Here is a 12,844-nt window from a genome sequence, read left to right on the forward strand (position 1 = left end):
GGTCGCCGGCCACTCCGAATAATCGGCGGGATCGGGGCGCCCCCGGGCGGGTACCGTCGTGGCCGTGCCACACCGCAGGACACCGCATCGGGGGAGCGCCCAGTGACCGAGCAGCCGCAGCACGTCGAACTCGCCGTCCTCGCCGACGAGTTCTTCGCCGCCGAGAACGCCCACGATCCGTTCGACGCGACCCTCAGCGGCGTCGAGGGCTACGCCCACCTGGTGCCCGACCCGTCCCGCGCGGCCGCCGACCGCCACCGCGAGGCGCTGCGGGGCTTCGCCGCCCGGCTGGCCACGATCCCGGTGGACGCACTGGCCGGCGAGGACCGGATCACCCACCGGGTGCTCGCCCGGCTGATCGACAACGGCATCGGCCGGATCACCCACGGGCTGGACGACTTCAGCGTCTCGGCGACCATCGTCTCCCCGCAGAACGCGGCCTTCACCGCACTCGCGATGACCTCGGTCGACCAGGAGGGCCCCGACGCCTACCTGGAGCGACTGGCCGCCCTGCCCGGCTACTTCGACGCCGCCCTGCGCCGCGTCCTGGACGCGGCCGCCGAGGGCCGCCGTCCGCTGCGCAGCGGGGTCGACGCCGCCGTCGCCCAGCTGGACGCCCACCTGGCCACCGCCCTCGCCGAGGACAAGCTGCTGCGGCCGCTGGCCGGGCGCCCCGAGCACGAGCGCGCCCTGACGGTCGTGCGCGACGCCGTCCGCCCGGCGGTGGCCCGCTTCCGGACCGGACTGGGCCGGCGGCCGGCGGCGGACGCCCGCCCGGACGACAAGCCCGGGGTCTGCCACGTGCCGAACGGCGCCGAGGGCTACGCGGACGCGGTCGCCCGCTTCACCCGCCCCGGGCTGACCCCCGAGGAGGTGCACCGGATCGGCCTGGAGGCCGTCGCGGCGCTGCGCGAGGAGTTCGCCGAGCTGGGCGGCAGGGTGCTGGGCATCACCGACCCGGCGGCCGTGCTGACCGCGCTGCGCGAGGACCCCGCGCTGCGCTTCACCAGCGCGGCCGAGATCGTCGCCCTGGTGGACGGCGCGCTGGAGCGGGCCCGCCGCGCCGCGCCGGACTGGTTCCGCCCGTACCCGATCACCGACTGCGTGACCAGGGAGATCGACCCGATCGAGGCGGAGAACGCGCCGCTGGCCTACTACCAGCCGCCGGGGCCGGGCGGACTGCCGGGCACCCACTGGATCAACACGCTGAATCCGCAGACCCGGTTCGGCTACGAGTACGAGGCGATCGCCTTCCACGAGAGCGTGCCCGGCCACCACCTCCAGATCGCCGTCGCGCAGACCCTGCACCACCTGCCCCGGTTCCGGCGGAACCCGAGCGGCCAGCTGACCGCCCACGTCGAGGGCTGGGGCCTGTACAGCGAGCGGCTCGCGGACGAGATGGGGCTGTACGGCTCCGAGCTGTCCCGGTTCGGCATGCTCTCGCTGGACGCGATGCGGGCCGTCCGGCTGGTGGTGGACACCGGGATGCACCACCACGGCTGGTCCCGGCAGCGGGCGATGGCCTTCATGCGGGCCAACACCGCCACCACCGAGGCCAACGTCCGCAACGAGATCGACCGTTACATCGCCTGGCCGGGCCAGGCCACCGCGTACCTGATCGGCCGTCGGGAGATCACGTGGCACCGCGAGCGGGCCCGGGCGGCGCTCGGCACCCGGTTCGACGTCCGGGAGTTCCACCACCAGCTGATCGGGCACGGCAGCCTGCCGCTGGATGTGCTGGAGGACCTGGTGACGGACTGGATCGCGGAGCAGCGCCGGGCCTGAGACCCCGCGGACGGTCCGGGAAACGGATCCGGCCCCGGCACCGGCCCCCGGATCCGCCGCCGCCGCGGAAACGGTTCCGCACGCCCGGTCAAGGCTTCCCGCGCCGCGACGTGGCGTCACCCCTTCGGCCCTGTCCACACGGTAGTGCCCGCCGGCGCGGTCCCGGCACGCCCGGTGTCCGCCGCTCACGCACACCCCGAGGGAGGAACCCGTGCCGGCTCCCGCCCGCCGCGCCCTGGCCATAGCCGCGGCCGTCCTGCTCGCCGCCGCAGCCGCAGGCTGCTCGTCCGGTGGCGGCCACGCCGCCAAGGGGGCCGGGCACAGCTCCGCCCCGGCCGCCGCGGGCGACGCCGACGGTGAGTGACGGCCCGTCAACTACCGCCCACCCAAGCGCCCCCCCGAGCCGTCTCCCCGGTACCCTGGCGAGTCACCTGATCCGACAGGCGCCGGGGGGATGGACACAGTGATGAATTCGGACATCAAGGGTCTGGGCAGAGAAACCGTCGACCTGCGGCTCGGGGCGGTGTACGCCCTGCTGACGGTGGTGATCGACGGCTACCTGCTGTCCCGGATCTGGCGCTGGGCCGGCGAGCAGACCCCTGGGGAACATCACGCCGCGGTGGTGCAGACGGTGTCGCTCCTCGGCTTCCTCGCGTTCACGATGCTGCTCGGTGTGGCCGTCGCGGGCGCCCGGTCCACTCGGCAACGCCGTTGGCGCTACGCGATGTTCAGTCCGCTGCTCTGCCAACTGCTGGTCCCGGCGGCCCTGATGGTCTACCTGCTCCTCAACCCGCCGCACTTCTCCATCCCGTGGTAGACCGCCCACCGCCCACCCCTTCGCCTCCGAACCGTCTCCCGGTACGGTGTCCAGCCAGGTGGAGAGAGCGGCATCGGGGGGAACGGGCACCATGGCGGAGCCGGTCCTCCTCGCCGGCGTCGGGGGCGCGGCCCTGATCGGTGCGGCGGTCGCGGGCTCCCGCCCGACCCCGCACCGCCGCCGGCGCCCGCGCGGTGCTCGGCTCGCTCCTCGGCCATCCGCTGCCGGCGGCGTTCCCGCTCCTGGTGCTCGTCCCGCTCCCGACCGGCCGGGCCGGCGGCATTCCCGGACCGGGCCTACCTGCCCGCCCAGACCGTCAACCGCCGTGCCAGGTCGAGCAGTTCGGGCGTGCGGAGCACCCGCCCGCCGAAGCCGGGCAGCTCGACATGCAGCGGCCCGGTCCAGCGCTCCGGGACGGCCGCCAAGCCGTACCGCGCTCCGGCCAGGCCGCCGGTGACTGCGGCCACGGTGTCGGTGTCCCCGCCGAGGTCGACGGCGGCGCGCAGCGCCTGCTCGAAGCCGTCGGTGGTGCGCAGCGCCCAGACCGCCGAGCCCAGGCAGGGCCAGACCGCGCCGTTGGCCTCGGTGGCGCGCTCCGGGTGCCAGTCGGGGGCGAGCACGGCGGCGTACCGCTCGCGGTGGCCCGCGTCCACGTGGGCCAGTACGGCGGGGAGTTCGGCCAGCGGGTCGGTACCGTCGAGCGCGAGCCGGACGAGTTCGTGGAAGATCGCCGCACCCTCCCAGGCGGCCCGGTCGCCGTGGGTCAGTGCCGCGATCCGCCGGGCGGCGTCCATGGTGGCCCGCCGCCCGGCGCGGGCGAAGGCGACGGCGGAGGTCGAGGCGCGCATCAGGGCACCGTTCCCGGCGGCGCGCAGCGTGGTGTTGAAGTGCACGCCGGCGGCGAGGTCCCAGGGCAGGCCACTGGTGAGGACGGCTTCGGTCTGGATGCCGATGTCCTTGGGGTCGGCGGCGGCCCAGCGGCGGAACCGGTCGAAGAGGTCCGGGAGGTCCAGGCCCCCGCGCTCGATCAGCGACTCCGCGACCAGGACGGCCATCTGGGTGTCGTCGGTCGCCTCACCACGGCCCCAACCACCACCCGCGACCAGCTCGGCGGGGGTGTCCGGGAAGCGGGCGGAGAGTGCGCCGGCCGGGCCGAACTCGTAGGGGGCGCCGAGGGCGTCGCCCACGGCCGCCCCGAGGACGGCCCCGGCGGCGCGCTCCTCCTGGCCGGTCATGCCTGGGGCGGGGTGACCGGCAGGTTGCGCTTGTGCTCGGTGCGGCGGTAGTGGCCGAGGACGGTGCGGAAGACGTCCTCGCTGACCGGACGGCCCTCCAGGAAGTCGTCCAGCTCGTCGTAGCTGACGCCGAGGGCGTCCTCGTCGGGACGGCCGGGGGCGAGGTCCTCCAGGTCCGCGGTCGGGATCTTCTTGACCAGCTCGGCCGGCGCGCCGAGCGACTCGGCTATCGCCCGCACCTGGCGCTTGGTGAGGCCGGACAGCGGCATCACGTCGGCCGCGCCGTCACCGAACTTGGTGAAGAAGCCGACGGCGGCCTCGGCCGCGTGGTCGGTGCCGACGACCAGGCCGCCCTTGGCGCCCGCCGCCGCGTACTGGACCACCATCCGCTGGCGGGCCTTGACGTTGCCGCCGACGAAGTCCTCCTGGCCCTGGTCGCGGTAGGTCAGCCCGGCGGCCTTCAGCGCGGCGACCGCGCCGTCGGTGGCGGGCTTGATGTCGACGGTCAGCACCTCGTCCGCGCGGATGAAGCCGAGCGCGCGCTGGGCGTCCGCCTCGTCGGCCTGGACGCCGTACGGCAGCCGCATCGCGGTGAAGGTCACCTGGTGCCCCTCGGCCCGCAGCCGCTCCACGGCGAGCTGGCAGAGCCGCCCGGCGGTGGTGGAGTCGACGCCACCGCTGATGCCCAGCACCAGGCTGCGCGCGCCGGTGGCCCGCACCTGGTCGGCCAGGAACTCCACCCGGCGCTCGGCCTCCTGCGCGGGGTCCGGGACGGACGCCACTCCGAGGGCACGGGCGATCTCCCGCTGGACGTCGGCAGGCAGGGGCTCGGTCATTCCGACTCCTCGGGACGGTGGGTACGCGACGATCACGAGGATACGACCCCCTCCGCGAGGACCGTCAGGGGCGGTGGTCCTCTCCCGGCTCTCCCGGTCGCTCCGGTCGCTCCGGCTCTTCCGTTCCGTGCGGCTCGTCCGGCGGCACCGGCCGGGGCTTGTCCAGCAGGACCGGGTGCTGTGGCCCCGGGTGCCGCGGGGCAGGGTGCGCCAGGATGTCGAGCACCACGGCGCCGTCCACCGTCTCCCGGGCTACCAGCAGCGCCGCCAGCTCGTCCAGGTGGTGCCGGTGCTCGGTCAACAGGTCGAGGGCCCGCCGTTCGGCCCGGCGCAGCAGGCGGGCCACCGCCTCGTCCACGGCCCGCTGGGTCTGCTCGGAGTACGGGCGGCGCAGCAGGTCCTCGGGGCTCTCGCCGAGGTAGTGCGGGGTGCCGCTGGAGTAGCCGACCGGGCCGAGTTCCGGGGAGAGGCCGAACTCGCGGACCATCCGGGTGGCGACCGAGGTGGCGTTGGCGAGGTCGTTGGCGGCGCCCGTGGAGCCCTCGCCGAAGACCACCAGCTCCGCCGCCCGGCCGCCGAGCTGGACGGTGATCAGGTCGGTCAGGTAGCCCTCGCTGTACAGGCGCCGCTCGGCCTCGGGCAGCTGCTCGGTGACGCCGAGGGCGACGCCGGCCGGGAGGATGGTCACCTTGGCGACCGGGTCGGCGTGCTCGCACAGGGCGGCCACCAGCGCGTGTCCGGACTCGTGCACCGCGACGGACTGCCGCTCCTCGGGCAGCAGCGCGTTGGAGGACTCCCGGCGGCCGAGCAGCACCCGGTCACGGGCGGCGTCGAGGTCGTCGGCGGTGAGGGTGGCCCGATCGGCGCGGACCGCGTTGATGGCGGCCTCGTTGACCAGGTTGGCGAGGTCGGCGCCGGAGAAGCCGGGGGTGCCGCGGGCGAGCCGCCCGAGGTCGACGTCCGGGCCCAGGGTCTTGCCCCGGGCGTGGACGGCGAGGATGGCGGCCCGCTCGGCCTGATTGGGCAGCGGGACGGTGACCTGCCGGTCGAAGCGGCCGGGGCGCAGCAGGGCAGGGTCCAGGGCGTCGGGCCGGTTGGTGGCGGCGATGACGACGATGCCGGTGCTCTGGTCGAAGCCGTCCATCTCGGCGAGCAGCTGGTTGAGGGTCTGCTCGCGCTCGTCGTTGCCGCCGAGCCGGGTGCCGCCCGCCCGGCGGCCGCCGACGGCGTCGATCTCGTCGATGAAGATGATCGACGGCGCGCGTTTGCGGGCGTCCTCGAAGAGGTCGCGGACCCGGGAGGCGCCGACCCCGACGAACATCTCCACGAAGCCGGAGCCGGTCACCGAGAGGAAGGGCACCGAGGCCTCCCCGGCGACCGCCCGGGCGAGCAGGGTCTTGCCGGTGCCGGGCGGCCCGACCATGATCACCCCGCGCGGTCCCTTGGCCCCGGCGGCGGCGTACCGCTCGGGGCTGCGCAGGAAGTCGACCACCTCGCTGACCTCCTGTTTCACCCCCTCGTACCCGGCCACGTCGGCGAACCCGGTGGCCGGCCGCTCGGCCTCGATGATCTTCGCCCGGGACCGTCCGATGGCACTCAGGCCGCCGCCCAGCGAGCGGGCCGCCATCCGGCCGGACCAGAGGAAGAGCCCACCGAAGATCAGCAGCGGCAGGAACACCAGCAGGGTGGACCAGATCGAGCCGCCGCCGCTGGTCCGGCTGCCGGTGACGGTCACGTGGTGGCCGGAGAGCGCGGTGCTGAGCGGGGAGGTGTCCAGGGCGGTGGGGATCTGGCTGGTGAAGTGGGTGCCGTCCTTGAGCGTGCCGTTCACCCCGCCGGTGTCGCTGACGTCGACGGTCTGCACCTGGCCGGCGTCGACCCGGTTCAGGAAGTCGGTGTAGCCGTAGCGGGTGCCGGGGGTGCCGGACTTGGAGAACAGCAGTAGCAGGAGCAGGGTGGCCAGCACGGCGAGGGGCAGCAGCCAGCGGCGCCAGGAGGGCGGCGGGGGCTTGGCCGGGCCACCGGGGCCCGGGCGGCCGCCGGGCGGCCGTCCGGGGCCGGAATCCGGTCCCTGGCCCCAGCCCGATCCCTGGCCCCGCCCCGGGCCCTGGCTCCGTCCCTGGCCCTGGCTCCGTCCCGGGTCCTGTCCGCGCCCCGCGTCCGGTCCGGAACCGGGGCCCGACGGCGTCGAGGGGTGACGGGCAGTGCGCAACCGGATTCGTACGATCATCCACGCTCACCGCCTCTCGGGGGCCGGACAGCCTCCGCTCCTCCATGGTCGGACGCTCCGCGCCCGGATGGGAGGCCGAGCGGGGTGATTCCGGCCAACCGGGGCACAGGGGAGCGGGCTCCGAGCGAGGTGGCGGCGCCGGACCGCACCGGGAGGCCCCGGGCCGGGGAGAGCCGGTGATCAAGCTGCCGGCCGTTGCGGCCGGTGACCCGGGGTGGCCACATGGGCGCGAGGAACCGCTGGTCGTCCCGCGCGGCCGGGGCGTCCGGGTCGACCCGTCGAGAACCGGCACCGGGAACATCGCCGACAAGGCCGCCGTGCCCGGCCGAGCCCGGCGCCCCGACCGTGACCGTGATCGGCCACCCGCGGTCGGGGCCGGTCAGGACCGAGCGGCGGCGCCGGGGCTGACGCCCGCGGCCCGGATCAGGAGAAGTCGAGGTCGCCCGTCCGGGTCCGCTTCAGCTCGAAGAACTTCGGGTACCCGGCCAGCAGCCGCACGCCGTCGAAGACCCGCACGGCGTCCTCCCCGCGCGGGATCGCGGTCAGCACGGGCCCGAAGAAGGCGACGCCGTCCACGTGGATGGTCGGCGTTCCGACCTCCTCGCCGACCGGGTCCATGCCCTCGTGGTGGCTCTTGCGCAAGGCCTCGTCGTACTCGGTGCCGTCGGCCGCCCCGGCCAGTTCCCCGGGCAGGCCGGCCGCCGCCAGCGCCTCCCGGATGACGGCCTCGTCGGCGGGCCGGTCCTGGTCGTGCAGGCGGGTGCCGAGCTCGGTGTAGAGGTCGCGCAGCACCTGCGGACCGTACTTCTCGGCGGCGGCGACGCAGACCCGGACGGGGCCCCAGCCGGTGGTCATCAGGCGCTGGTAGCGCTCCGGCAGGTCGGTGCGGCCCTCGTTGAGCACGGACAGGCTCATCACCCGGAAGGTGAGGTCGAGGTCGCGCTGCCGGTCGACCTCCATGATCCAGCGGGAGGTGATCCAGGCGAACGGGCAGATGGGGTCGAAGTAGAAGTCGACCTTCGTGGTGTCGTGCTCGTCGGTCCCGTGCTCGTCGGTCCCGTGCTTGTCGGTCTGGTGCCTCTCGCTCCGGTGGTCACTCGCGCGGTTCGTCATGTCGTTCGTCACGCTGTAGAGGCTACGGGCCGGAATGGACCGCTTTCCAGAGCCAATCAGTGGCTACTCAGGTGGGCCACTTCCCGCCCTCTCGCGGCTCAGCCGCAGGTCGTCCCGTCCGCCGGCACCGTGCCGTCCAGCAAGTAGGCGTCCGTGGTCTGCCGCAGGCAGGGGTTCCCGGTGTTGTAGCCGCCGTGCCCCTCGCCCTGCAGGATGACCGTGACGCCGACACCCGCGCCGAGCTGCTGCGCCATCGTGTGGGCGCCCTCCACCGGGGTGGCCGGGTCGCCGGTGGTGCCGACCACCAGGATCGGCGCGGCGCCCGGCGCGGCGACCTCCGGGTGGGCGTTCTTGCCGGGGACGGGCCAGCCGGTGCAGCCGGTCAGGCCCCAGGCGGTGTACTCCCCGAACACCGGGGAGGCGGCGCGGAACTGCGGCAGCTGCTGTTCCACGTCCTGGTCGGAGTAGCGCTGCCGGGCGTCCACACAGTTGACCGCCCGGTTCGCGGCATTCAGGTTGGTGTAGTGCCCCTGGGCGTCGCGCCCGTTCAGCGCGTCGGCGAGTTCGAGCAGCGTGTCGCCGGTCCCCTGCTCCATCGCCTCGGTGAGTGCGGCGGCCAGCGCGGGCCAGGTCTCCTGGCTGTACAACGCGCCCGCGATGCCGGTGACCGCCAGGTTCTCGGTGAGCTGACGCCCCTGGCGGGTGGGCAGCGGGGACCTCGCCAGCTGCTGCACCAGCGCGGTGATCTTCGCGGTGCCCTCGTCACCGCCCGCGCCCGTCGGACAGGCGGTCCCGGCCTGGGCCGCGCAGGCCTTCATGAAGTCGCCGAGGGCGAGTTGGAAACCCTGGGCCTGGCTGAGCGCGATCTGCTGCGGGTCCTTGGTGGGGTCGACCACCGAGTCCAGCACCATCCGGCCGACGTGCTGCGGGAACAGGTGCGCGTAGACGCCGCCGAGCTGGGTGCCGTAGCTCATGCCGAAGTAGGAGAGTTTCCGGTCGCCCAGCACCTGCCGCATCAGGTCCATGTCCCGCGCGGCGCTCTCGGTGTCCACGTAGGGCAGCACCGGGCCCGAGTTGTGCTCACAGGCGGTGACGAAGCGGGAGTTGCCGTCGTCCAGGGCCTTCACCGCGTCGGGGGTGTCGGGGGTGCCGTCGGCGGCGGTGGCGGCGTCCATCGCCTGGTCGTCCAGGCACTTCACCCCGTCGCTGGCGCCGACCCCGCGCGGATCGAAACTCACCAGGTCGTAGCGGGAGTTGAGGTTGGCGTAGACCGGGGCGAGGGCGGGCAGAGTGGCCACGCCGGACGCGCCCGGGCCGCCGAAGTTGAACAGCAGCGAGCCGATCCGGTGTTGTTCGTCCTTGGCCGGGCTGCGGATCAGTGCGAGGTCGATGGTCGGACCGTCCGGTCTGCCGTGGTCCAGCGGGGCCTTGAGGGTGGCGCACTGCCAGTCGTCGGCGGGCGCGGTGCCGGTGCCCTGGGCGGGGGCGGGAGCGGGGCAGGCGTGCCAGTCCGGCTGCTGGGCGGCCAGGCCGGTGGCGGCCGCCGGGTCGCTGCCGGAGGCGGCGTCGGGGCCGCCGGCCGGGGCGGTCGTCGGCGCGGGCTCGGCGGCGGAGGAGCCGTCGCCCTGGCAGCCGGCCGTGGTGGTGAGCAGGAGGACGGTCAGGCCGAACGCTCCGGCGCCGCGGACGACGGTGTGCATCGGGTGGGTCCACCTCTCGGGTCGGCCGGGTGGGGCGGTTCGCGTCCGGCGGGGACGGCGTACACCCGACGGGGCGGCGTGCGCCCGGCGCCCGGTTCGTCGTCGCACCACAGACCCTAGGGGCCGGGGCCCGCCGATGCCCTGAGGAGACCTCCGGACGGGGGGCGTGCGCCGAGCCTTCTGCCATCGGCCGAACGGGTGCGGGCTGATCCCCTCGGCCGGTCGCCGAACCGGTGGCCAAGTGGTGGCCGGACCGGTCGCGGGGCCGGTGGCCGGACCGGTCGCGGGGCCCCGCGGTGACCGACCGGGATCCTGTCACCTCGATTCTCCGTGCCGCCTCGTGCCCCGGTCCCGGTCACCCTGCCGATCGGTAGGGTGACCGCCGCGAATTCGGCCCGGGAACCTCCCGATCGGCACAGGTGCGAGGGCGAACGACAGGACAGGATGACGGCATCGAGGGCCCCGCAGCGGGTGGGGCCCGGGAAGGAGCGGTCCCGCCATGACCGCCGCCCGGTTCCTGTCGTTCGCCCTCGCCGTCGGCCGCGCCCGCCCCTGGGCCCAGCCCGGGGACCGACTCCGTGCCCGACTCCGTGCCCGACTCCGTGCCCGACTCGGTGCCCGGCTGGGGTCCCTGCGCTCACTGCCCCGGGCGCTCCGCTCAGCGCAGGGCCATGCCCGGGGTTCCCCGCACCGCGTACGCCGGCAGCCGCAGCCCGCCGAGTGCGGCCCGGGGCAGGCTCAGCCCGAAGCGCCGTTCGACGGCGCCGAGGGTGCGTCGGGCGGCGGCCTCCTGCCCGGGCCCGCAGGAGGTCACGCCGTCGGCCTCCAGGACCTTGGCGGCGACGAGGTCCGGCACCAGCAGGTCCGGCTCCTGGCCCCAGCGCCAGCGCTCCTCGCCGAGGCCGAAGCCGCACAGCACGGCCCCGTCCCGGGCGTAGTCCAGCAGGGCGGGCCGCTGCTCCGGCATCGGGCGGAAATGGACCACTTCGACGCCGTCGCGCGCTATCTCGGTGAGCAGTTCGCCCCCGGTGGAGTCGCCGTACTCGATCGCGAACGACCAGCCGGCGCACGTGCCGACCCGGATCACGCCGTCACCGTCGTCGCTGGGGCGGTAGACCTCGATGTCCAGGTCCCGGATCTCGGTGTCGCTGATCGGCTCGGTCGCGGTGGCCGGGTCGGCGCCCATCCTGCGGGCGAGCTCCTCGGGCGTGATCCCCCGGGCGAAGATCACGCCGCCGACCTCACCCTCCCCGTCGGGACCTCCGGTTGACGGCCGGCCGGTGCCCTGCCCGCCGATCTCCGCGAGCCACTGGATGCCGTCACCGTCCCGCCCGACTCCCTCGCACGTGCCCTCGACCATGCCGCCCTCCCCTCGCGGCCGGGCTTACGGTGACCGGGCGCGTCGCTGGGCACCCTAACCGACCCGGCGGACACCCGGAGGCCGGTCGCCGGATCAGTGCCGGAACCGACCCCGAGCGGGCTGACAACCATCGCCGACCGACCGGAAGGAGAACAATCCGGAAACGAACTCACCCAGCCCGCCCCCGCACCGTTCGACCGGCCACCGACCCACCAGCCGCCAACCGCAGGCCACCAGCCACCAGCCACCAGCCACCGTCCACCGTCCACCGGCCACCGTCGCGGCCTGGCTCACCCGGCGACGGGCCGCGCCTCCCGGCCCACCAGGTCGAACAGCAGCTTCGCGGCCACCGTCGCCCCGTCGGTGCGGATGCCGCCGGCCACGGCCTCCGCCCTCACCCGGATCTCGGGAGCCAGCGCGGTGGCGAGCGCGGCGGAGAGCGAATCCACGGTCGGCGTGCGGTCCAGGTGGGCCGCGCCGATGCCCAACTCGGCCACCCTGGTGGCCCAGTACGGCTGGTCCGCGATCCGGGGGACGACCACCTGGGGCGCTCCCGCCACGGCCGCGGTCGTGGTGGTGCCGGCGCCGCCGTGGTGGACGACAACGGCCACCCGGCGGAACAGGGCCTGCTGGTTCACCTCGCCGACGACGTGGCAGTCCGCACCGTCGTCGACCGGGGCGAGCCCGGCCCAGCCACGGGCGAGGAGGACGCGGCGGCCGTGGGTGCGGCTCGCTTCGACGGCCACCCGGGCGATGCCCTCCGGGGCGTACGAGGCCATGCTGCCGAAGCCGACGTACACGGGCGGCTCGCCGGCGTCCAGGAACGTCTCCAGATCGGCCGGGAGCGGACGGCGGTCGGGCAGGATCCACGCCCCGGTCGGCACCACGTCGAGTTCCGTCATGCCCTCCGACGGGCACAGTGTCGGGTCCGCCGCCAGCCACGGTCGGTCCGTGAGGACGTGGTCGCGGACGTTCTCCACCGGCGGCAGGCCGATCGCCGCCCGGTGGCTGTTGAGCGCCTCGCCGTACAGCGCGTTCACGCGCTGGGCGTCCTGTTCCCACAGCTTCCGGTGGTCCGTCTCGCCCTCCGGGGACGGCGTGCCCGGCCGGTGCCCGGGGCGGAACCGCCGCGAGGGCAGACCGAGGATGTGGAAACAGGCCAGCACGTAGTGGAGGCCGAGCTTCTCGGCGACGTCCCTCGCCCCGGCCGGCATCAGGCCGGTCGCCACCAGCACGTCACAGCCGTCGGCCGCCGCGGTGAGCGTCTCGAACCGCGCGGCGACCAGCTCCGGGGCGAGCCGGAACGCGTCCTCCGCCGTCGGCGGCTTCGGCCCCGCGACCACGGAGCGCACCGACGGTCCGAGCGGCACCAGCGGCACCCCGGCCCTCGCCAGCAGCGCCTCGAACTCCTCGTCCGGCGGTGCGCAGACCCGTACGTCGGCACCGAGCCCCCGCAGTGCCACCGCCAGCCCCGCCAGCGGCTCGACGTCCCCGCGCGATCCCCATGTCGTCATCAACACGCGCATGTCGCGACTCCCGTTTCCGCAGGTCATGGCTCTACGGCCGTGATTCTGCGGCACAACGGGGGCCTTGCCGCAAGCCCCGGTGCGCGCTGTATCTTGAAAGTGGCAAGGGGATTCGCTCCCCTTGCCACTTCCTTTGGCCGCCCCGGCCCGGTCACCCGCCCGACCGGGCCGCCCCGGCCGCTGCCGGACGTGCACGAGCGCGCCACCGGGCCTCCGGGCGCAGGAGCGGGAGGGAGCCGGAC

At 74.9% G+C, this 12,844-nt stretch carries 10 protein-coding genes; 3 read left to right on the forward strand and 7 right to left on the reverse strand.

What is annotated here, in order from left to right; all coding sequences use genetic code 11:
• The first annotated feature begins 102 nt into the window (after positions 1-102).
• The 3 genes from ACFRMQ_RS27830 to ACFRMQ_RS27840 all read left to right on the forward strand — a co-directional run bounded on the left by ACFRMQ_RS27830 (position 103) and on the right by ACFRMQ_RS27840 (position 2,602).
• A complete protein-coding gene (locus ACFRMQ_RS27830; RefSeq protein ID WP_380733404.1) occupies positions 103-1,785 on the forward strand; it encodes a DUF885 domain-containing protein in 1,683 nt (560 codons plus the stop codon).
• Between the two features lie 211 nt (positions 1,786-1,996).
• On the forward strand, positions 1,997-2,149 hold the full coding sequence (locus ACFRMQ_RS27835; protein WP_380733405.1) for a hypothetical protein: 153 nt from the start codon (positions 1,997-1,999) through the stop codon (positions 2,147-2,149).
• Between the two features lie 102 nt (positions 2,150-2,251).
• Positions 2,252-2,602 carry a hypothetical protein gene (locus ACFRMQ_RS27840; protein ID WP_380733406.1) on the forward strand — a complete coding sequence of 117 codons (351 nt, stop codon included), beginning with the start codon at positions 2,252-2,254 and terminating at the stop codon, positions 2,600-2,602.
• 296 nt (positions 2,603-2,898) lie between these two features.
• Here the strand turns inward: ACFRMQ_RS27840 and ACFRMQ_RS27845 are convergent, their stop codons facing one another.
• From ACFRMQ_RS27845 to ACFRMQ_RS27875, 7 genes are all read right to left on the reverse strand, one after another.
• A complete protein-coding gene (locus tag ACFRMQ_RS27845) occupies positions 2,899-3,837 on the reverse strand; it encodes an ADP-ribosylglycohydrolase family protein (protein WP_380733407.1) in 939 nt (312 codons plus the stop codon).
• Positions 3,834-4,673: an ammonia-dependent NAD(+) synthetase gene (gene nadE / locus ACFRMQ_RS27850; RefSeq protein ID WP_380733408.1), complete on the reverse strand. Its 840-nt coding sequence runs from the start codon at positions 4,671-4,673 to the stop codon at positions 3,834-3,836. Before nadE ends, ACFRMQ_RS27845 begins: the two co-directional genes overlap by 4 nt.
• Positions 4,674-4,737: 64 nt before the next feature.
• Positions 4,738-6,903: an ATP-dependent zinc metalloprotease FtsH gene (ftsH, locus tag ACFRMQ_RS27855; protein WP_380733410.1), complete on the reverse strand. Its 2,166-nt coding sequence runs from the start codon at positions 6,901-6,903 to the stop codon at positions 4,738-4,740.
• A 423-nt stretch (positions 6,904-7,326) separates the two neighbouring features.
• A complete protein-coding gene (locus ACFRMQ_RS27860; RefSeq protein WP_380733411.1) occupies positions 7,327-8,028 on the reverse strand; it encodes a disulfide bond formation protein DsbA in 702 nt (233 codons plus the stop codon).
• Positions 8,029-8,114: 86 nt separating this feature from the next.
• Positions 8,115-9,716: an alpha/beta fold hydrolase gene (locus ACFRMQ_RS27865; protein WP_380733412.1), complete on the reverse strand. Its 1,602-nt coding sequence runs from the start codon at positions 9,714-9,716 to the stop codon at positions 8,115-8,117.
• A gap of 658 nt (positions 9,717-10,374) precedes the next feature.
• Entirely contained in the window at positions 10,375-11,076 is a 702-nt protein-coding gene (locus ACFRMQ_RS27870; RefSeq protein WP_380733413.1) for a DUF6461 domain-containing protein, read from the reverse strand.
• Positions 11,077-11,366: 290 nt separating this feature from the next.
• Positions 11,367-12,602, reverse strand: a complete 1,236-nt coding sequence (locus tag ACFRMQ_RS27875) for a glycosyltransferase (protein WP_380733414.1) — start codon at positions 12,600-12,602, stop codon at positions 11,367-11,369.
• Between the last annotated feature and the right edge of the window lie 242 nt (positions 12,603-12,844).

The sequence above is a fragment of the Kitasatospora sp. NPDC056783 genome, from assembly GCF_042789895.1.
Classification (GTDB): domain Bacteria; phylum Actinomycetota; class Actinomycetes; order Streptomycetales; family Streptomycetaceae; genus Kitasatospora.